The sequence below is a fragment of the Nocardia sp. CA-290969 genome (assembly GCF_050936135.1).
In the GTDB taxonomy this organism is placed as follows: domain Bacteria; phylum Actinomycetota; class Actinomycetes; order Mycobacteriales; family Mycobacteriaceae; genus Nocardia.
In genome coordinates, this window is the sequence record NZ_JBNJNJ010000001.1 from 1,975,767 (window position 1) to 1,995,301 (window position 19,535).

The 19,535-nt window shown below is 66.0% G+C and carries 17 protein-coding genes; 9 read left to right on the plus strand and 8 right to left on the minus strand.

The features are described from left to right. Positions 1–149 precede the first annotated feature (149 nt). The 4 genes from ACQEVO_RS09270 to ACQEVO_RS09285 all read left to right on the plus strand — a co-directional run bounded on the left by ACQEVO_RS09270 (position 150) and on the right by ACQEVO_RS09285 (position 5,438). Positions 150–920: an SDR family NAD(P)-dependent oxidoreductase gene (locus ACQEVO_RS09270; RefSeq protein WP_432910978.1), complete on the plus strand. Its 771-nt coding sequence runs from the start codon at positions 150–152 to the stop codon at positions 918–920. 108 nt (positions 921–1,028) lie between these two features. Beyond that, positions 1,029–1,721 carry an ABC transporter ATP-binding protein gene (locus ACQEVO_RS09275; protein WP_432910981.1) on the plus strand — a complete coding sequence of 231 codons (693 nt, stop codon included), beginning with the start codon at positions 1,029–1,031 and terminating at the stop codon, positions 1,719–1,721. Positions 1,722–1,732: 11 nt separating this feature from the next. Continuing rightward, positions 1,733–2,533 carry an ABC transporter permease gene (locus ACQEVO_RS09280; RefSeq protein ID WP_432910983.1) on the plus strand — a complete coding sequence of 267 codons (801 nt, stop codon included), beginning with the start codon at positions 1,733–1,735 and terminating at the stop codon, positions 2,531–2,533. Between the two features lie 88 nt (positions 2,534–2,621). Further along, a complete protein-coding gene (locus ACQEVO_RS09285; RefSeq protein ID WP_432910986.1) occupies positions 2,622–5,438 on the plus strand; it encodes an AAA family ATPase in 2,817 nt (938 codons plus the stop codon). Here ACQEVO_RS09285 and ACQEVO_RS09290 read toward each other — a convergent pair. The 3 genes from ACQEVO_RS09290 to ACQEVO_RS09300 all read right to left on the minus strand — a co-directional run bounded on the left by ACQEVO_RS09290 (position 5,432) and on the right by ACQEVO_RS09300 (position 8,134). Next, on the minus strand, positions 5,432–5,806 hold the full coding sequence (locus ACQEVO_RS09290; protein ID WP_432910988.1) for a YciI family protein: 375 nt from the start codon (positions 5,804–5,806) through the stop codon (positions 5,432–5,434). The two genes, ACQEVO_RS09285 and ACQEVO_RS09290, sit on opposite strands and share 7 nt — an antisense overlap. Positions 5,807–6,091: 285 nt before the next feature. After that, on the minus strand, positions 6,092–7,267 hold the full coding sequence (locus ACQEVO_RS09295) for a thiolase family protein (protein WP_432910990.1): 1,176 nt from the start codon (positions 7,265–7,267) through the stop codon (positions 6,092–6,094). Between the two features lie 105 nt (positions 7,268–7,372). After that, complete coding sequence (locus ACQEVO_RS09300) at positions 7,373–8,134, minus strand: SDR family NAD(P)-dependent oxidoreductase (RefSeq protein WP_432922513.1); 762 nt, start codon at positions 8,132–8,134, stop codon at positions 7,373–7,375. Between the two features lie 318 nt (positions 8,135–8,452). Here ACQEVO_RS09300 and ACQEVO_RS09305 point away from each other — a divergent pair, with 318 nt between their 5' ends. Both ACQEVO_RS09305 and ACQEVO_RS09310 read left to right on the plus strand, forming a co-directional pair. After that, positions 8,453–9,292 carry a mycofactocin-coupled SDR family oxidoreductase gene (locus tag ACQEVO_RS09305; RefSeq protein ID WP_432910993.1) on the plus strand — a complete coding sequence of 280 codons (840 nt, stop codon included), beginning with the start codon at positions 8,453–8,455 and terminating at the stop codon, positions 9,290–9,292. A 146-nt stretch (positions 9,293–9,438) separates the two neighbouring features. Next, a complete protein-coding gene (locus ACQEVO_RS09310) occupies positions 9,439–9,996 on the plus strand; it encodes a nuclear transport factor 2 family protein (RefSeq protein ID WP_432910996.1) in 558 nt (185 codons plus the stop codon). A 74-nt stretch (positions 9,997–10,070) separates the two neighbouring features. On the opposite strand, the gene ACQEVO_RS09315 is transcribed toward ACQEVO_RS09310, so the two are convergent. The 5 genes from ACQEVO_RS09315 to ACQEVO_RS09335 all read right to left on the minus strand — a co-directional run bounded on the left by ACQEVO_RS09315 (position 10,071) and on the right by ACQEVO_RS09335 (position 16,145). Then, positions 10,071–10,820, minus strand: a complete 750-nt coding sequence (locus ACQEVO_RS09315; protein ID WP_432910997.1) for an NADPH-dependent F420 reductase — start codon at positions 10,818–10,820, stop codon at positions 10,071–10,073. Positions 10,821–10,857: 37 nt separating this feature from the next. Continuing rightward, positions 10,858–11,814, minus strand: a complete 957-nt coding sequence (locus tag ACQEVO_RS09320) for a zinc-binding dehydrogenase (RefSeq protein WP_432910999.1) — start codon at positions 11,812–11,814, stop codon at positions 10,858–10,860. 80 nt (positions 11,815–11,894) lie between these two features. Then, positions 11,895–13,487: a flavin-containing monooxygenase gene (locus ACQEVO_RS09325; protein WP_432911002.1), complete on the minus strand. Its 1,593-nt coding sequence runs from the start codon at positions 13,485–13,487 to the stop codon at positions 11,895–11,897. A gap of 63 nt (positions 13,488–13,550) precedes the next feature. After that, the gene (locus tag ACQEVO_RS09330; RefSeq protein WP_432911004.1) at positions 13,551–15,272 is read right to left on the minus strand and encodes a CocE/NonD family hydrolase; all 1,722 of its coding nucleotides are present in this window, start codon (positions 15,270–15,272) and stop codon (positions 13,551–13,553) included. Positions 15,273–15,326: 54 nt separating this feature from the next. Continuing rightward, complete coding sequence (locus ACQEVO_RS09335; protein WP_432911007.1) at positions 15,327–16,145, minus strand: mycofactocin-coupled SDR family oxidoreductase; 819 nt, start codon at positions 16,143–16,145, stop codon at positions 15,327–15,329. Between the two features lie 619 nt (positions 16,146–16,764). Here ACQEVO_RS09335 and ACQEVO_RS09340 point away from each other — a divergent pair. From ACQEVO_RS09340 to ACQEVO_RS09350, 3 genes are read left to right on the plus strand one after another with little or no spacing between them, the layout of a single operon-like run. Then, on the plus strand, positions 16,765–17,970 hold the full coding sequence (locus ACQEVO_RS09340) for an LLM class flavin-dependent oxidoreductase (RefSeq protein WP_280436593.1): 1,206 nt from the start codon (positions 16,765–16,767) through the stop codon (positions 17,968–17,970). 36 nt (positions 17,971–18,006) lie between these two features. Beyond that, positions 18,007–18,531: a cupin domain-containing protein gene (locus ACQEVO_RS09345; RefSeq protein ID WP_432911011.1), complete on the plus strand. Its 525-nt coding sequence runs from the start codon at positions 18,007–18,009 to the stop codon at positions 18,529–18,531. Between the two features lie 51 nt (positions 18,532–18,582). Then, positions 18,583–19,533, plus strand: coding sequence for an isocitrate lyase/PEP mutase family protein (locus tag ACQEVO_RS09350; RefSeq protein ID WP_432911014.1), 951 nt, complete (start codon positions 18,583–18,585; stop codon positions 19,531–19,533). Positions 19,534–19,535: the final 2 nt, after the last annotated feature.

The following is a 19,535-nucleotide window of genomic DNA, read 5'->3' on the forward strand; positions in this document are numbered from 1 at the left end:
AATCGCTGGTGAACGCTCTGGCTTGTGAACGCTCTGGAGAGTATGGCAATCTCTGTGGCAAGAATAGCATTCTTGAAATAGAGAGTTCCAATCTGAGGTCGGGCCGGTAAGAGCCCGGCCTCCCGGCCGGAGTTCGAGGTGCAGGTGTCATGGGCTATGCCGACAGGCTGTTCGATCTGAGCGGACGGGTGGTACTGATCACCGGCGGCAGCCGGGGACTCGGCCGTGAAATGGCCTTCGCGGCCGCGCGGTGCGGTGCGGACCTGGTGATCGCGAGCCGGAACTTCGAGAGTTGCGCGGCAACGGCCGCGGAGATCGAGCGGGAAACCGAACGGGCCGTGCTGCCCTACAGTGCGCATGTGGGCCGGTGGGACCAGCTCGACGGTCTGGTCGATGCCGCCTACGCTCGTTTCGGCAGAGTCGATGTGCTGATCAACAATGCGGGTATGCAGCCGGTCTACGATTCGCTGAGCACGGTGACCGAGAAGCTGTTCGATTCCGTGCTGAATCTCAACCTCAAAGGCCCGTTCCGGCTGTCGGTACTGGTGGGGGAGCGAATGGTCGCCGCCGGCGGCGGCTCGATCATCAATGTCAGTTCCTCGGGGTCGATCCGGCCGCGGCCGTCGATCGTCCCGTACGCGGCGGCCAAAGCCGGGCTCAATGCGATGACGGAGGGGTTGGCGCTGGCATTCGGGCCGACGGTGCGGGTCAACACCTTGATGGCAGGCCCACATCTGACCGAGGCCACCGCCGGCTGGAAGCTGGAGGATCTCGCGCCCGAGGACAATCCCTTCGCCGCCCACGCGCTGCAGCGTCCGGGACGCCCGGAGGAAATCGTCGGTGCCGCGTTGTTCCTCGCGTCGGACGCGTCCAGTTTCACCACCGGGGCCACGCTGCGCTCCGACGGTGGCATGCCCTGACCTGGATCACTGCCCTACAGCGCCCGATGGGAGTCGGCGAGGGCGAGGCCGCGGACCGTATCAGTGGGATGAGAAGAATTGCAACCACGGTTTCGCTAGAGTTGGGGTGTGGCCGCAGACGAGCCGGTGGCAGGTCCGCCGCGCCCTCGGCTCGCGCCGGTGTACGAGGTCCGCGGTGTGCGTGTGCGCCGTGGTGGAAACACGGTCCTCGATGAGGTGGATGCGGATATTCCGGGTGGAGTCTGCACGGTGCTCACCGGTGCCAGCGGGGCGGGCAAGTCCGCTCTGTTACGGTTGCTGATCCGGCTCGACGACCCCGATGCCGGCCACATCACTCTCGACGGCACGGACCTGACCGCCCACGACGTGCTCGCGCTGAGGCGGCGAGTCCAGCTGGTGGCCCAGCAGCCGATCCTGCTGACCGACTCCGTGCTCGGCGAACTGCGCACGGCCCGCCCGGACCTCACCGAAACCCGCGCCGAGGTCCTGCTGGCGAGGGCCGGTCTGCCTGCCCGCTTCCTCGGCCGCGCCACCAGCGGGTTGTCCGGTGGGGAAGCGGCCCGGGTCTGCCTGGCCCGGGCACTGGCGATGGGTCCGCAGGTGCTGCTGGCCGATGAACCCACCGCCGCCCTCGACGACACGGCCACCCGGGCGGTCGAACACCTCTTGGCCGAATTCGTCACCGGCGGCGGGACGGTGGTGCTGGTCAGCCACGATCCCGCCCAGATCCGCCGGCTCGCGGGCCAGGTGATCGTCCTCGACCACGGCCGCCGCGATCGCTGGAGGGAAGTGGGGTCGTGAACGCTACGGCGATGACCTGGTGGCAGGTGGCGGCCGCGGTGCCACTGGTGGGTGTCGCGGTGGCCACCGCGGCGTATCAGCGGCTGGGCCTGACCCGCGATCTGGTGACCGCGGCGGTCCGGGCCGCTGTGCAATTGGCGGCGGTGGGTGCGGTGTTGCTGCTGTTGTTCGCGCATGCCGCCACCGCGGGGACGACCGGCTGGATCGCGGTGATGCTGCTGATCGCCGGACAGGTCGCCGGGGGCCGGGGCCGTGCCGTACCCCGGGCCCGGATCCTGGCTACCGCTGCGGTCGCCGCCGGGTCACTTCCGGTGCTGGTCGTGCTCATCGTGTTCGGGGTATTGGAGGTGCGGGCCGAGGTGGTCATCCCGATCTCGGGCATGGTCATCGCCACCGCCATGCAAGCCAGTGGTTTGACCTTGGTGCGGGTGGCCGAGGATGTGGGCCATCATCGGCCCGCGATCGAAACCCGTCTGGCACTGGGGATGCCGGCCACTGCCGCGTTCGCTCCGCACCGCCGCTCCGCGGTGCGCACCGCCCTGCTCCCGGCCGTGGATTCGACCAAAGTCGTCGGGCTGGTCAGCCTTCCCGGGGCGATGACAGGGCTGATCATCGCCGGTGTCGACCCGTTGACCGCGATCCGGTATCAGATCGTCGTCATGTACATGCTCTTGGCGGCCGCGACCGTCGCGGCGACCACCAGCGCCTACCTCGCCCACCGCGCTCTGTTCGACAGCACCGCCCACCGGCTTCGCACATCGGCCGGTCCGGCACCCTTTCTCCCGAATCAGCTGAGGAAGTCGCGCTCGTAGCCGAGGCCATCGACGGCCACCCGGTAGCAGTTGTCCGGGTATTGTGCCCGAACAGCGACTGTCGAAGAATGATGAGACCCACACCCCGATGACGATCTCGCGCTCCTCACCGCCGGGGCCGGACACCGCGGCGAACCTCTATGGCAGGCAGAAGGAACGTGGTGCACTGGCGGCACTGATGGCACGGGCACGGGCAGGCAACGGTGGATTCGCTGTGGTACACGGGGAGCCGGGAATCGGCAAGAGCGCATTGCTCGATGATGCTGCCCGCGCTGCCGCAGAGATGCGCGTATTACATGTGACGTGCGTCGAATGGGAATCCGACCTCGGCTACGCGACCCTGCACCATCTGCTGAAACCTGCGCTCGAGCTGCTCGATCGGCTGCCCGAACCGCAGGCAGCCGCCCTGCGGGTGGTGTTCGGGCTGGCGGATGGACCTGCGCCGGACCGATTCCTCGTCGGCTTGGCGGCGTTGTCGCTGCTGTCGGAGCTGGCCGCGGACAAACCGCTGCTCTGCCTCGTGGACGACGCACATTGGGCCGCCGACGCGTCGATCAACGTCCTCGGGTTCGTGGCACGGCGACTGGACACCGAGCCGATCGCACTGGTGCTGGCAGCTCGCTCCGGCGAAGGGCACCGCCTCGAACTTGCGGGAGCCGTGGACCTGCCGTTGACCGGCCTGGACCGATCGTCGGCACGTCGGCTGCTCCTCGAACAGGTCGGTACGCGATTGACTCCGTCGCAGCGCGACGTAGTACTGGAGGCCACTGCGGGCAATCCGCTGGCGATCCGCGAACTCCCGGCCACGGTCGCCGGTGCGCGTGTGCCACCGGGGCCGCTGCCGCTCGTCGAGGAGTTGCAGCGGGCGTTTCTGCGCCGGGTTCGTTGTCACAGCGAACCACTACAGCGGCTGATGCTGTTGATCGCCGCGGACGGCCATCTCCGGTGGGACGTGTTGCGCCGGGCGGCGTCTGTGTTCGATCCCGGTCTCGAATCCGCTGTCGAAGGGATCGGCGACCTCGACGAACTGGTCACCGTGGACGGGCCGACGGTGGTGTTCCGGCACCCGCTGATTCGCTCTGCCGTCTATCACGGGGCCACAGTCGGGGATCGGCGGAATGCCCATCGAGCCCTGGCTGCCGTGGTAGATGACGAAGACGAACTTCGTGCGTGGCATCTGGGACAGGCGGTGGAAGGCCGTGACGAGGATGTTGCCCGGGAGCTGGAGCAAGCGGCGCGCCGGGCCGCCCGGTCGAGTTCCGCCACCACCGCCGCGCTGCTCGCCCGGGCAATGGAAGTGGGTGACCCCGGATTGCGCCGGGCCCGGCGCAGGCTCGAATCCGCGGAGGCGTGGTGGCACGGCGGGGATTTCGACCGGGCCAAGACGATGTTGGAGGGCCTCGAACTGGACAGTTCGGCCGAGCCCCTCCGCGTTCGGGCAACCCTGTTACGGGCGTCTCTGGAACTGCACATCGGCCGGCCCGCCGACGCTCTGGCGATGCTGCGCCCGGTCCTGCCCAGCGCGCTGGAAGCGGGCTCGCACCAGGCGATCCCGCTGCTGATGCGGTTCTGGGAGGCCGGCTTCGCCGCCAATGCGGCGGATGCGTGGGCGGAGTTGTCGAACGTGGTGGAACGGCACGACCTCACCGGCACCGGCGTATGGGAGATCCTCGGCCGGCTGCTACGCGGCACCTGCCGAACCCTGAAGGGGATTGAAGCCGGATTGGCGCCCGGCGACCTGGACGCGGCAGCGCATCTGACAGATCCGGGTCCGGCAGCCTGGGCCGCCGGGATGATCTGGGAACTCGGCGACCGAAAGCGGGGGCGGCACCTGAGCAGGATCGCGATGCGCCATGCACGACGCCTCGGGGCACCGGTGCCCCTGTCCTGGGCGTTGTGGCGAGTGGTCATGGACGACCTGGAGAGCGGGCGTTTCCGCTCGGCGGAAGCGTTCGCGGAGGAAGGCTGCCGGCTGACGGAGGAAACCGGACAGCGGAACGCACACCTGGCGTTTCGCGGCGCCCAGGTCATGCTGGCAGCGCTGCGCGGCGACGACGAGGCGGCCCGTAGGCTCGCCGGTCACGTCATGGCCGACGCGATCGCCCACGGCATGGTCAGTATCGTCGTCCTCGTCCAGCGCGCACTCGGCCTGCTCGAACTCGCGGCCGGCAGGCCCGAGCAGGCTCTGCTGCACTTCCGGCCGCCGGCCGGCGGCTCCTACCTCAGCGTCACCGTGGTCAACGTGCCCGACCTGGTGGAGGCGGCGGTCCAGTCGAACCATGTCGACATGACCGCCGAACCACTGGCACTGTTCACCCGATGGGCGCAGGCCGCCGGCACACCGGAGCTGGGCGCGCCGGCCGCCCGATGCCGCGCACTACTCGCCCCGCCCGAACACGCGGCAGCCGATTTCCGTCGCGCACTGGCACTACACGAGCACACCGACCAACCGTTCGAGACGGCGCGAACACAACTGCTTTTCGGCCGGTATCTGCGCCGCAACCGGCGCAAGTCCGAAGCCCGTGCGCCGCTCAACGCCGCCCTGGAAACCTTCCACATGCTGGGGGCCGACCGCTGGGCAGATCGCGCCCGAGAAGAACTGCGCGCCACCGGCGTACGCATCCAACCCCGCGTTGCCACCGGTGCCGTGCGACTCACGCCGCAGGAAGCGCGGATCGCCGAAGCCGTCGCCGACGGTTACACGAACCGGGACATCGCGGCACAGATGTTCCTCAGCACCCGGACGATCGATTACCACTTGCGCAAGATGTACCAGAAGGCCGGAGTCAACTCCCGCGCCGAACTCACCCGGATCCTGCTGACCGAAGCCGGCAACAACCAGGGTGCCGCGAGCGCGAGAACTGAGCCGGCGACGGAAAGGCCGCCACGATCACCTCTCTACTGAGGTGCTTCTTGAAGTGCGCGGACCTCGATGCGTGAACCCAGTGCGGCGGAGGCTTGTTCGGCCCAGGCCACGGCGGCGGATTCGTCGTCGGCGTTGATGATCCAGAAGCCACCGACGTACTCGGTGGCCTCGACGAAGGGCGCCCGGGTGTGCGACGGGACGTCGCCGGTGGCATCGACGGTGACGGCGGTCGAGGGCGGATGCAGCCCACCGGCAGTGACCAGCGCGTCGGCCGCGACGAGGTCGTTGTTGAACTTCTCGACAGCGGCCATCATCGCTTCGAGTTCGGCGGGGTCCATATCCTGCATGGATTCCATCGTCGGTTCCTCGGCGGTGTCATGGGGCAGGGTCAGGAAGTACTGCGGCACTCGGATTCTCCTTCAACGCGGATCGACGGGTTTCTTTCGAGACGGGCGCGGAAATCCACGCCCGGGCTCTGCCGTGGCGGTCGCGGAGACAGCACCGGGCGAACCGACCGGCGTCGGTCACGCATCGGTGCTCGTTCGCCGGCGGCGGGCCTCAGTCTGCCCGATCGGCGAAGAAGTCGATATCGGTCATATTGCCGGTCTTGCCGTGCCCGGCCGAAGCCGGCTATCTGTGTGTTGCCCGCAGCCGGCCGGACCGCTCGAAGACCTGGACGGCGCCGGCCCTGCTCAGATCCGCTCGATCAGGGTGGCGTTGGCCATGCCGGCGCCTTCGCACATGGTTTGCACGCCGAACCGCCCGCCGGTCGCTTCGAGATGGTTGACCAGTGTGGTCATCAGCCGGGTTCCGGATGCCCCGAGTGGGTGTCCGAGTGCGATGGCGCCACCCCGGGGGTTGAGTTTGGCAGGATCGGCATCGAACGCCGCCTGCCATGCCATCGGAACCGGTGCGAACGCCTCGTTCACCTCGTAGGCGTCGATATCGTCGATGCCGAGGCCCGACCGGGCCAGGATCTTTTCGGTGGCCGGGATCGGGCCGGTCAGCATGATCTCGGGATCGGAGCCGACGACCGTGAAATGGCGCAGCCGCGCTCGGGGAGTCAGATCGAGCCGGGCGGCCGTCTCCTCGCTCATGATCAGCGCTGCCGAAGCACCGTCGGTCAACGGTGAGGAGTTGCCGGGGGTGATGGCCCAGGCGATTTCGGGGTAGCGCCTGCTGAACTCTTCGTCACGGAACGCAGCCGGTAGCGTGCCGAGTTTCGCCGCCGAGGTGGTGGCACGGATCGTCTCGTCGACCGTGTGCAGTGTGCCGTCGGGCCGGGTGACGGGCACGATTTCGGTGTCGAAAGCCCCGTTCGCGCCGGCCTCGGCCGCACGTTGGTGCGAACGTGCCGCGAATTCGTCCAGGGCAGTTCGATCGAACTCCCACCGGGAGGTGATCAGTTCGGCACCGATGCCCTGGTGCGGCAGGCTCGGGAAGCGACCGGCCAAGGGGCCGTGCGGGTGCCCGTCGCCGACGGCTGTTCCCATCGGTACCCGGCTCATCGACTCCACGCCGCAGGCGATCGCGATATCGTAGGCCCCCGCGATCACCCCTTGCGCGGCGAAGTGCACGGCCTGCTGACTCGATCCGCATTGGCGGTCCACCGTCGTACCCGGCACCGTGATCGGGAAACCGGCGTTCAACAGGGCGGTGCGGGCGATGTTGAGCGCCTGGTCGCCGGCCTGGCCGACGCAACCGGCAATCACATCGTCGACCAGTACCGGGTCGATCCCGGTCCGGTCGATCACGGCGGACAAGACGGTCGACAGCAGATCCGCCGGATGGACACCGGATAACGCGCCACCCGGTTTTCCCTTTCCCGATGCGGTGCGGACGATATCCACGATCACAGCTTCGGTCATGCTGACGTGCCTTTCATCGAAGTTCTCTACGGGTTCCGCAGGAGCCGGCGATCCGTATTCGGCCGCATTCGGCTCCTCATGTCGTGACCTTTTCGCGCCCGAGCCTCAGCGAGGTGCCATCCGGATCGCTCCGTCGAGCCGGATGACTTCGCCGTTGAGCATCGGGTTCTCGACGATGTGGCGTACCAGCGCACCGAACTCGGCCGGATCCCCGAGTCGAGACGGATGCGGAACCTGTGCGCCGAGGGATTGTCTGATGTCTTCCGGCAGCGTTTTCAACAGGGGTGTGTCGAAGGTACCGGGAGCTATTGTCGCGACGCGGATCTGGTGTCTCGCCAGTTCCCGGGCGATGGGCAGGGCCATGGAGACGATTCCACCCTTGGCCGCGGCGTAGGCAGGCTGCCCGATCTGCCCGTCGAAGGCCGCGACCGAGGAAGTATTGACGATGACGCCGCGTTCGCCGTCCACGGTGTCTGTCGCCGCGATTCGCTCGGCGGCGAGTCTGATGACGTTGAACGTGCCGGACAGGTTGATCCTGATGATGCGCTCGAAGTCGTCGAGGGGCAGCGGCCCCTTTTTGCCGAGAACCTTTCCGGGGGGTCCGATACCCGCGCAGTTCACCACGACGCGCAGGGGCCCACGCTCGGACAGGATGTCCAGTGCCCGGGTCACGTCCTCGGTGGAAGTCACATCGCCGGGCACGAATGTCACTGCCCCCGCGTGCTTTTCCTGAATCACGGCCCCGGACGAGGAGGGTAGGTCGAGTACGCCGACATGCGCGCCTGCCTCGGCCAGTGCCTCGGTGGTGGCAAGTCCGAGGCCGGATGCGCCGCCGGTGACGAGTGCCACCGTGTTGCCCAGTTCCATCGTGAAGTTCTCCTGTCGATCGAGGTGACCCACCGGTAGGCAGGATGCCCGGCCGAGCGGTCCGAGGTCACAATACGGACCAATAATGTCCAAATCAACAGGGGATCGAGATTCCATCTGTCTCCCGACATGGCTTCTGGCTGCTGGTTCGATAGAACGAGACTCGGGATGCTTCCCAATATGGACGATATATGTCAGTATGGTGGGGGTCACATCGGGAAGTCTCCTCGACGAGGTGAAGCACCCGCGATGGGCCGTTCCGAGCGGCGGTACGAGGCCGTGCGCTATCACCGGACCCGACAACAGGAGCGCAACGTCATGGGAAAGCTCGAGGGCAAGGTCGCCTTCATCACCGGCGCGGCACGAGGCCAGGGCCGCAGCCATGCGATCCGGCTGGCGCAAGAAGGTGCGGACATCATCGCCGTGGATATCTGCGACAACATTCCGGACAGCCCGTATGAGGGCGCTACCGAGTCCGATCTCGCCGAGACTGTGCAGCAGGTCGAAGCGTTGGGCCGGCACATCCTGGCGAGGAAGATCGACGTCCGTGACTACGACGGGCTGAAGAAGGTGGTCGATGACGGCGCCGCGCAGTTCGGCGGGCTGGACATCGTCTGCGCCAACGCCGGTATCGCCGGGATCACCAGCCGGCCGCAGTCCGTCTGGGAATACGACGGCGCAACATGGCAGACGATGATCGATATCAATCTCACCGGCGTCTGGCACACCGCCAAAGCGGCAGTTCCCCACCTCATCGCCAACAAGGGTGGTTCGATCATCCTCACCAGCTCCGCGGCGGGCGTGAAGGCATACGCGAATATCGGGCACTACGTCGCGGCCAAGCACGGGGTGATCGGGTTGATGCGCTCGCTCGCGCTGGAACTGGCACCGCACGGCATCCGTGCCAACGCGGTCAATCCCACCCAGGTGGACACGCCCATGATCCAGAACCAGGCGATGCGCCGCCTGTTCCGGCCCGATCTCGAGCACCCGACGAGAGAAGATTTCGCACCGGCCTCCCAGACGGTGAACGCCCTGCCGATTCCCTGGGTGGACTCGGTGGATGTCAGCAACGCCGTACTCTTCTTGGCCTCCGACGAATCCCGGTACATCACGGGTGTATCGCTGCCTGTCGATGCGGGTGCCCTCATCAAGTAGATGCGAACAGGTCGCGGCGGCAGTGCGCTCGACATTCCGGCGTATCGACCTCGACCGGGACTGCGCTGCGCCGCGCCTTGTGCGAAGACCCTGAATCAGCCGGCCGTGGCCGCATCGGGTGGCCGCACGTGGGAGGAATGGAACAGATGTCACTGACAGACGCACAGCTGATGGAGCTGTACGACAAGCAGGCTCTGCACGACAACCTGATGATGTATGTGCGGGGCGCGGACCGGCACGACCGTGAGCTGATGCGGTCGACGTATTGGCCGGATTCATTCGACGACCACGGTGCCTACGTCGGTGGCGGCCAGGGATGGGCGGATGCGGCGATGACCTGGCACGACAAGATCTACAGCTGCAACCATCATGTCTCGAACGTCCTGTCCGAGATCGAGGGCAACCGGGCGAAGCGGGAGAGCATGTTCGTCTGTGTGGTCCCGTTCAAAGAGCCCGAAGTGACCATGTTCCAGGCCGGCCGCTACCGCGATCTGTGTGAGAAGCGGGACGGTGTGTGGAAGATCCTGCACCGCACGTGTGTCTGGGATTGGATCGACGTCCGGCCGATCAACTCCGATTGGGATATCGTCGATGTGCCACGCGTATCGCACTGGGGCGCTTGGTATCCCGAGGATCCGATCTACCTGGACTGGGTGCAGAGCCCGCCGACCGAGTTCCCGCGACAGCCGGGCCGGCAGCCGTAGCCGGATCGATATCGAGTACCCGGGTGAGCAGCGATCGACAACCGTGATCGATGTCCGCTCACCCGGGTACTGGTTCACAGGAACAACGCTCGGTTCAGGCGAACGAGATAGTCGGCACCCGGGTCCCGCGCACCGCTACCGCTCATGCGTTCCCGGACGGCCTCGAACGCCAGATCCCGGCGCTTCGGCGAACGCGCCGGGTCTGCCGCGGCGAGCGCACCCGGCATCTCCTGGCGGGAAAGGTCCGTGCAGTAGCACGGCGTGCCGGGCTGCTGCCGCCACGATTCGGCCAGAACACCGGCGTCGACGCCGTCGAACCCGGTGTCCTCGACCAGGGCCAGGGCTGTCTTCCGGTCACCTTCGTCGTCGGCGGCAACGGGAATGGCGATCCGCTCCGGACTGCCCGCCGGCCTCCCCTTCTTCGCGAACGAATCCGAGCCGATCGCGTTCCATGCCTTGACCACTGGCCGGCCCAGCTGGTCGGCGACCCAGAGACTCTCGGTCCGACCGGCCTCGAGGGCCTCGATACGCCCATCGCGTTGCGGATAGTAGTTCGAGGTGTCGATCACGACTGTGCTCGATGCCGACCGGCCGATGAGTGGGGCGATATCCGGCAGGCGGTTCAGGGGAACGGAGACGATCGCGATATCGACGTCGAGCACCGCGTCCGCCGCGGTCACCGCGCGCCCACCATGTGCCAGAACGTCGGGCCCGATCGTCTCCGGGCCGCGAGAATTCGCCACCTTCACCTCGTGCCCCGCAGCGCTCAACGTGGTGACCAGGGTTTTTCCGATATGTCCGGTGCCCAGAATGCCGATCTTCATCTATGGTCCTCCTTCTCTTCGGTGCCGAATTCGCCGATCAGTCCTCGTAGCAGGCGACGAGGCGGCCCACGACCCTGCCCTGTCGGAGGAGTTCCAGTCCTTCCGGAATGCGATCCGGTGTGATGCGGTGGATCGGTGGCGCGAGTCCGCCGCCGCGCATGAGCTCGTACAACTCGGTGAGATCCTGCTGGGTGCCCGAGAGGGAGCCGAGGATCTTCAACTGCTTGAAGATGATCGCCTGGGTGTTCACCGTGGCCTCCGGCCGGCCCAGACCGACCTGCACCAGTGTCCCGGCCTTGGGGAGCGCCTCCACTGCCTGTGCGGTGGTGCTCCCGAAACCGGCGTAGTCCACGATCAGCGGCAGATTCTTGTCCGCGAACTCGCCGATCGATTCGGCTACGCCCGCGAGCCCGATCTCGCCGGCCAGTTCCCTTGTGGCCGGGTTCGTTTCGGCGGCATACACCTCGGCGCCTTTCAGCACGGCGATCCGGGCGCCGAGATAGCCGAGACCGCCGAGGCCGATCACTCCGACCCGCATGCCCTCCGTCGCGCCGCCGAGCGCGACCATGGCGTGGTAGGCCGTCAGGCCCGCATCCGTCGCCACCGCTCCCAGCTCGAAGGAAAGTTCGGCCGGCAGGCGGACGAGGTTCGCCTCGGTGGCGCGCACTTCGGGTCCGTAGCCGCCGTCCCAGGTGCCGTAGCCGATGGCATCGCCGTTGGGGATCATCGGCGACAGCCCTACTCGGTCACCGACCTGCCATCGGTCCATCCCGGGACCCACTTCGCTGATCACGCCGGCGTTCTCGTGCCCGAGTGTCATCGGCAGCCGCGGGAACGACGCCATCCATTCCGGCTCGTGCAGGGCGCCCATATCGGAGGCGCACAACCCGGCGGCCTTGATGTCGACGATGACCTCGCCCGGGCCCGCGCGGGGTGTTTCCACCTCTTCCAGGGTCAGGGGCCGGCCGGTGCCGTGAAATCGCCAAGATTTCATGGGGTTTACGTCCTTTCTGGGGATCGAGGGACGAACGGTGAAGAGCGGCGCCGGCCGGCCGGGGTCGAGCGGCGAGATACTCAGGAGAATGCGAACCCGGCGAAATTGTCGGCCGCGACTTTGTCGCATTCGGCGACGTAGCGGTCGAGTCCGGCGACATAGGGCATGAAAACCCTGCTGCCGTCATCGCGATTGACATGCACCATATAGTTTTCGACATTGAGCCGGAGCAGGTTGGACGCGGCCTCCGCCACGTGTGCGGTCCATTCGTCCTGGGCCTTTTCCTCGGGTTCGACCTTCGTGTGACCCCGTTCGCCCATATGCCGCAGCAGATCGGCGACGAAGTCGACATGCTGGACGTTGTCCAGGATCATATTGGCCAGCACCGAGGGACTTCCGGGTCCGGTGAGCAGGAACAGATTCGGGAACCCGCGCGTCATCAGCCCGAGCAGAGTGCGCGGCCCGCGAGCCCACCTGTCGGTCGGTCGCTCGCCGAATTCGTTGCGGATATTGGCCTCGTCGAGGGCTCCGGTGAACGCGCTGAAGCCCAGAGCGAACACGATCAGATCGAATTCCAGATCGTGATCGCGAGTCCGTATTCCCCGCGCCGTGATCCGTTCGATGGGGTCGGCCTTGACATCGATGAGATCCACATTGCTCTGATTGAATGCCTCGTAGTAGCCGGTATCCACGCACAGGCGCCGAGAGCCGATGGGATACGAGCGCGGCGTCAGTATGTCGGCGGTTACGGGGTCGCGCACGGTATCGAGCACATGCTGCCGCACGAAATCGGCCACGATAGTGTTCGCGTGGATATCGGTGCCCTGATCGCTGAAAACGGCATTCATCGTGTGCCCGCCGCGGGCCCAGCGCTCCCGCAGCAGCGCCTGCTGTTCCTCCGGGGTGAAGGAGCCGGCCGGACCGGCACCGAGTGGGATATCCGAGCCGGTCGGATGGTGCAGGATCGCCTCCCGCATCTCGGCGACCCGGCCGGCGAGATCGGCGTACTTCTGCTGATCGAGCGGACCGTTCTGGGCGGGTACGGAGTAGTTCGCGGTACGTTGGAACACCGTGACGTTCTCGGCGTCACGTGCCAGTGCGGGTACCGCTTGGACGCCCGAGGATCCGGTGCCGATGACGGCGATACGTTTACCCGCGGTCTCGACAGGGTCGGTCGGCCAGTGCGAGGTCTGGACCCAGCGACCGCGGTAATCCTCGAGTCCGGGGAAGTCCGGTGTGCGGGCTTTGGAGAGCTGGCCCGACGCCATGATCAGGTAGCGTCCGGTGATCGATTCGCCACTACTGGTGGTGACGCGATAGCGGTGCGCCGCCGGTTCCCATTGAGCGCCGGTGACCCAGGTCGAGAATCGGATATGCGGACGGACGCCCCAGCTGTCGGCGGCGAAATTCAGATACGCCAGGATCTCGGGCTGCGCCGGATAACGCTCTTTCCACGACCATCGCGGATACAGTTCCTCGTCCGGGAAGCAGTAGAAGTAGCTTTCGATATCGACGCGCGCTCCGGGATAGCGATTGTGGTACCAAACCCCGCCCACGTCGGGCGCACCCTCGAATGCGATGACCCGCAACCCCTCCTGGGTCAGTTTGTGCACCGCGTAGATACCGCCCGCACCGGCACCGACCACAACAGCGTCATAGTCCACCGAATTCATAACCGAACCTTTCTCAGGTCGAAATGCCTCATTACAAGCTTTCGTCGTGCCAGGCCGGACCGGTCACGCCGATCGCCGGACAATCGGAAGTACGAGCCTCGACAGCCGGGTGTCGTCGTGCCACACGGTGTTGGTGGCCACCACCAGGTCCTCACGGCGGGCATCCGCGACCGGGATCGCCGCGTTGGGATTGCGGTCGTACTTCGGGAAATTGCTGCTGGAGATGTCCAGCCGCAGCCGATGCCCGGCGCCGAACATGTACGCGGTGGCGACGAGGTCGATATCGATCTCGTAGACCGCGCCGGGTTCCAGGAATTCCGGCCGCGTCGTCGATGTCCGGTAGCGGCACCGCAGAATGCCGTCGCAGACGAGTTCGGCCCGGCCGTCCGGATGGACGTCCACCAGCGTCGCGGTGAAGTCGGTGTCGACCGCGCTCGACGAGACGTACAGTTTCGCCCGGACCGGGCCGGTCACCTCGAGTGACCGGTCGAGCGGCGCGCTCGTGTAACACAACACGTCACGACGGGTCTCGGTGCGTGTCTGGTCCCGGGGGCCCGCGTTGGCGCCGATGAACAGGCCGGGCAGGAAGGTCGCGCCGCCACAGGTCGTGACCGGGTCGGCCGGGTCGTAGACGAAGCTGTCGGAGGCCGCCGCCGAGCCGGTCGAGGTGGACAGCGTGCCGTCGCCGCCGCTGGTTCGGGCATCGGTTGTGCTGCCGAGGTAGTAGTCGACGTATTCGGTGTCCGGCAGGGGCCAGTCCGGCTCGTCGCGCCAGATATCGGGTCCCATGACGAAGATCCGCACCGGGCTGGGCGAAACTGTCGAGGGCGAGCCCGCCAGGTGCTCCTTGAACCACGCCAGTTGGACCCCGGTGATATCCGCCGCGTCGGCCCCTGCCTGGACCCCGAAGGACCGCTCGGGGAACACACCGCTGGTCGCTCCGTGGGCCCACGGGCCGATGATCAACCGCTGACGCCGGGCGTCCGGCCGGTCCGAGCGTGCGCGCAGGGCGAGATAGTTGTCGATCGTGCCGCCCAGGAACAGGTCGTGCCATCCGCCGATGTTCAGCACCGGGATGTCCGGGACAGCCGCCGACAAGTGTTCCCAATAACCGTCCCGGTCCGGGTGGTCCAGCCACTGCGTGAGGTACGGCGCGATGGCGGCCAGCGTGGGGTGATCGCGCGCGGGCAGCGTGCGGAACACGTCGTCCATGTTGTCGAGCATTCGCCGCAGATCGGCGAGGCGATTCTCCTCGACCGAGGGGTTACGGAGCAGTTCTCCGAGGCCGAGTGCCGAAGTGACCCACTGCAAGGCGAATCCCAGGCGGAACGCACCCCCCTGGTACAGCCAGCTGTCGTAGTAGTCACGAGAGGTGACAGCCGCCGATATGGTGGCCAGGGCCGGTGGCCGCTCCGCCGCCGCCAGCCATTGCGTGGCGCCGGTGTAGGAGCTGCCGAACATGCCCACCGAGCCGGTCGACCACGCCTGGCCGGCCGCCCACGCGATGGTGTCCGCGCCGTCGGTCCGTTCGTCGGCGAACGGACGAAAGGTCCCGTCACTCTGATAGCGGCCACGGGTGTCCTGGACGACGACCGCGAACCCTTCCCGCGCCGCGCGCAGCACATCCACCCAGCCGCTGATCATCCCGTAGCTTTCCTTGTTGTACGGAATGCGTTCGAGCAGAGTGGGGAACGGCCCGCCGGTGGCCGGACGGTAGACATCGGTGGCGAGTTCCACGCCGTCGCGCATCGCGACCCTGAGGTTCTTCTCGACGACTAGGTCCATGGTGCCGGCCGAGTCCCTTCCCAGCTTGTTCGTTTCCTGTGGTCGGTCACCACGTCAGAACGCCGTGACGCCGCCGTCGACGGCCAAGGAAAGCGCTGAGGTCCAGGTGGATTCATCGGACAGCAGGTACACGACGGCATGGGAGATCTCGGTCGGGTCCATCATGCTGTCCGGGTGAAAATGGGCGTAGGTGCCCAACAGGGCTTCGTTGCCGGCGGCGATCTCACCGAAGAGGGGCGCGATATACCGCGACATCTCGGTGTCGACCGGACCGGGATGCACGGTGTTGACCCGGATCCGGTGCTTGCCCAGCTCGGCGGCGAGGGTCTTGCCCATCCCGGTGACAGCGAACTTCGAGGCGGTGTACGGGAGATTGAACGGACCCCCTTTGAGTCCGTTGCCCGACGAAACGAGAACGATCGATCCGCCGTGCCCGGCGTCGACCAGTACCGGCGCGGTCGCCTGCACGGTGTTCCACACTCCGAAGAGATTGACGTCGATGACATCGCGGAATTCCTGCTCGCTGAACTTGTCCCAGGGCTTGAAGATTTCGATGCCCGCGTTGGCGACCACACCGTCGAGCCGGCCGAGCTCGGCCACGCCGGCGCTGACGACCTGCCGGAGCCGCTCGAGGTCGCGGACATCGGCCTGCTCGGCGACGATCCGCCGGCCGAGCGCCTCGACGAGACGGACCGTTTCCTGGAGGTCCTCCGCTGTGGCACCGCTGTACTGGAAGACGGTGGGGATCGACGCGCAGATATCGACCGCGATGATGTCCGCGCCCTCTTCGGCAAGGCGGACGGCATGGGCACGGCCCTGACCGCGCGCCGCACCGGTGATGAAGACGACTTTGCCTTCCATACGTCCCGCCATTGCTGATGCTCCATTCTGAAGAGAGAAACCGAGGCGGCGTCCTGCTGCCGCAACCGGAAATGAGTGCTCGCCGCCCCGGCGATGACCGGGGTATGGGACGAGCACTCGGCGAGCACAGTCGCTCAGCCATGTGACGCCGACCATACTGACATGTTCCGTCCAAATTGGAAAGGGAGGCGGCCCGTCGCCCGGCGGGGCTACCACTCGATGCTGCTGCGAGCCTGCGTGCGTCGGCCATATGGAGTCCCGCCAGAAGCTTTGTATCTCGCGCCAGCGGGCGGCGAAGGGCCGTACTTGACGCACTTTCTCACCTTGTTGGCGTCGAATACCGTGCCGGTGTGGCGGCGGCCGCTCCTAACCTGAACACAGCGAATGTGAGCTGAGACACCGACGCACCGGCCCGGAAGAAGATCGACGGACGGAGTGCATCGGCACCGCCCAGGCGCTCGGCTACGAGCCAGTAGACGTGCGATATGACTGGCCGTGCACCGAGCGCCAAACGAGCGGGCGGACTCGCCGGCATTCAGCCCTGTGTCGCGACGGCGAACGCGTATCGCGCAATCCGACCCACCACGGGTGCTTTCCGGCGCCCGGAATCACGAAGATCTGGAGAAACTCGATGAGTACCCCCGAACTGATCAAGAGCGACGTACCGCGTGAATTCGTCGCCGATCACACAGTGGAACGAAATCAGCGGCCCATGATCGACGGACCGAACAAGTTCAAGTTCGCGATCTTCGGGGCAAATGTCTCCACCGGTCAGGGCGGCCTGACACTCGCCGAGAACACGATCAAACTCGGTAATTGGGACGAGGTCCGCGGTCTCGCCGAAAAAGCAGACACCTACGGCGTGGAAGGGTTCATTCCGATCGCTCGCTGGCAGGGGCTTTCCGGGCCGGACCGGCCCTGGGGCCGGCAGCACGAGACCTTCACCTGGGCGGCGGGACTGGCGGCGGCCACGCGGAACATCCAGATCTTCGCCACCTGTCACGTCCCGTTCGTCCATCCGCTCATGGCGGCGAAAATGAGCGCGACGGTCGATCACATCAGTGGCGGCCGGATGGGGTTGAATGCCGTCGCCGGCTACCACCAGCCGGAGTACAAGATGTTCGGTCTCGAACTCCCCGAGCACGATAAGCGCTACGAGATGGCCGAAGAGTGGATGACGATCGTCGAGCGACTCTGGGCCGACGAGGGCGAGGAATTCGAATTCGACTTCGACGGTGAGTTCTTCAAGCTGGGTGGTGCGCAGGCCTATCCCAAGCCTGTGCAATCACCCGGACCCATGGTGATGAGTGCCGGCGCGAGCCCGGCGGGCCAGAAATTCGCGTTCCAGCACGCCAACATCCTGTTCATCATGGTCACCGATGTGAACAACAGCAAACCGGTCACGCAGAAAGTCCGGGCGAACGCCGACCAGGCGGGCCGGCCGGACCTCGACCTCTGGGCGGGTGTGCACATCATCTGCAAAGACACCGAGAAAGAGGCCCAGGACTACGTGAAATACGTCGTCGACGAAAAGGGCGACTGGGAAAGCGCCGTGCGGTATCAGCAGATCATCGCCTCGGGCGATGCCCGCAGTATGCGCTGGGACGATTTCAAACGTAATGAGGACTTCAAGCAGGACGAATCCATCCGCACCTTCATGCGGGCCGGCCTGGTTCCGCTGGTGGGCACGCCGGAGATGATCGTCGAAGGGCTCCAGAAGCTGTCCGATGCGGGTATCGCGGGTGTCTGCACCGGGCTCGTCGACTACGACGAGGGCCTGGACCGGCTCAACGAGCAGATTTTCCCGCTGATGCGCAGTGCCGGACTTCGTGCCTGACAACGGCTCGGATCCTTTACAAAGGAGTGAAGGTAGATGACTTTTCCGGATCCCAAACAATTCCGCCTGATAGTCGCGGGAACCACCGACTCGGGCGAAGCGGATTTTCTCGAGGTCGGCGGCCCTGCCGAGATAAGTATGCCGGGTGTCGCCGAGGGGGCCTTCTATTGGGCAGTTGAAGGCGGACACAGTAAAGAGAACATCGGACGGCCGCCCAGCCGCGTTCAACTGGCCGGGCCGAACGGCTCGACCTTCGGGGTGAGCAGTTTCCCGGCACGTTCGGCCGGAAACGAACTGGATCCCGAACAGCTCGACCCGAGTATGGCCGGTACCGGTGATGACGGCGATCCCAATATGCACGCGAGCGACACCATCGATTACGAAGTGGTGATCTCGGGAAAAGTGGATCTCGAGCTCCCCGGTGGAAAAGTGCGAACCCTCGGACCGGGTGACCTCCTCGTTATGGGCGGCGTACCGCACGCCTGGAAGAACCCGTACGACGAGGACTGTGTCTACATCGTGGTGACGATCGGCTACAACGATTCGAAGTCCAGCGCATAGCGACCGGAACCCAGAAACATCGAACAAGGCAATCAGGATGAAGGAGTAATCATGGGTCCGAGTTCGCCGGGTGCGGCGCTGCGCGAGATATTCCAGCGGCCCGAGACCGTGGTCGTACCGTTCGGATCGCTGCCGATCCACGCTCAGATGGCCCAGCACGCGGGCTTCGAGGCCTTCGAACTCTCGGGTGGGATGTCGGCGTGGTGGGCCGAGGGCGCCTCCGATGTCGGCTGGCTGACGTTGACCGAGGTGGTGGCGCACGCGAAACGCGTCGCACGAAGCACCGATATTCCCGTATATTGCGATGCCGATACGGGTTTCGGCGCCCCCATCAACGTCCAGCGCACTGTCGCGGAGTTCATCGATGCCGGCGTGGCGGGAATCCATATCGAGGATCAGCGGGAGCCCAAGAAATCCGGTGGAACGACCGGAATCGAACTCGTATCCGATGCGGAGGCGATAGGGCGGCTCAACGCGGCGGTCGACGCCCGGGACCGCTTGGATGCCGACTTCGTGATCGTCGCGCGCACCGACGGATTCGGTGCGGCCGGCGGCAGCGTCGACGAGGCGATCCGCCGCGCACAGCTGTACCGCGCCGAGACCGGAGTCGATGTCATTTTCTTCGAAGGCTTCCATACCTGGGAGCAGGCCGAGCTGGCACTGAAAGAAACACCCGGTTCCAACTATGTGATGGGTGCCGATCTCATCGGGCGGCGGCCGCTCCACGAGCTGACCGCGGTGGGTCAGTCGATCGAGGCAGTGCCGTTCGTCCTGCCCGGTGTCCACGAGGTGTGGCGCTTGCTCCTCGATATCAAGGAAGCCGGCGACGCCACCCCCTTCGCGGCCTATGTGGAGAAAATGAACGAGGCGAAAGGCACCGCCTACGACTTCGGATGGGGTGCTCGCCTCGGGCGGCCGTCGCCGGAATATGTGCAGAGCACGGAGGAAAAATATCTTCCGCCGGAAGCCCAGCGCGATTACGTCAATACTCCCAATGCCTAGCG

Excerpts from the sequence above, each read along its gene's own strand:
- ACQEVO_RS09270 (WP_432910978.1), top strand. The coding sequence starts at position 150 with ATGGGCTATGCCGACAGGCTGTTCGATCTGAGCGGACGGGTGGTACTG.
- ACQEVO_RS09280 (WP_432910983.1), top strand. The coding sequence starts at position 1,733 with ATGACCTGGTGGCAGGTGGCGGCCGCGGTGCCACTGGTGGGTGTCGCG.
- ACQEVO_RS09285 (WP_432910986.1), top strand. The coding sequence starts at position 2,622 with ATGACGATCTCGCGCTCCTCACCGCCGGGGCCGGACACCGCGGCGAAC.
- ACQEVO_RS09295 (WP_432910990.1), bottom strand. The coding sequence starts at position 7,267 with ATGACCGAAGCTGTGATCGTGGATATCGTCCGCACCGCATCGGGAAAG.
- ACQEVO_RS09300 (WP_432922513.1), bottom strand. The coding sequence starts at position 8,134 with ATGGAACTGGGCAACACGGTGGCACTCGTCACCGGCGGCGCATCCGGC.
- ACQEVO_RS09305 (WP_432910993.1), top strand. The coding sequence starts at position 8,453 with ATGGGAAAGCTCGAGGGCAAGGTCGCCTTCATCACCGGCGCGGCACGA.
- ACQEVO_RS09310 (WP_432910996.1), top strand. The coding sequence starts at position 9,439 with ATGTCACTGACAGACGCACAGCTGATGGAGCTGTACGACAAGCAGGCT.
- ACQEVO_RS09315 (WP_432910997.1), bottom strand. The coding sequence starts at position 10,820 with ATGAAGATCGGCATTCTGGGCACCGGACATATCGGAAAAACCCTGGTC.
- ACQEVO_RS09320 (WP_432910999.1), bottom strand. The coding sequence starts at position 11,814 with ATGAAATCTTGGCGATTTCACGGCACCGGCCGGCCCCTGACCCTGGAA.
- ACQEVO_RS09325 (WP_432911002.1), bottom strand. The coding sequence starts at position 13,487 with ATGAATTCGGTGGACTATGACGCTGTTGTGGTCGGTGCCGGTGCGGGC.
- ACQEVO_RS09330 (WP_432911004.1), bottom strand. The coding sequence starts at position 15,272 with ATGGACCTAGTCGTCGAGAAGAACCTCAGGGTCGCGATGCGCGACGGC.
- ACQEVO_RS09335 (WP_432911007.1), bottom strand. The coding sequence starts at position 16,145 with ATGGCGGGACGTATGGAAGGCAAAGTCGTCTTCATCACCGGTGCGGCG.
- ACQEVO_RS09340 (WP_280436593.1), top strand. The coding sequence starts at position 16,765 with ATGAGTACCCCCGAACTGATCAAGAGCGACGTACCGCGTGAATTCGTC.
- ACQEVO_RS09345 (WP_432911011.1), top strand. The coding sequence starts at position 18,007 with ATGACTTTTCCGGATCCCAAACAATTCCGCCTGATAGTCGCGGGAACC.
- ACQEVO_RS09350 (WP_432911014.1), top strand. The coding sequence starts at position 18,583 with ATGGGTCCGAGTTCGCCGGGTGCGGCGCTGCGCGAGATATTCCAGCGG.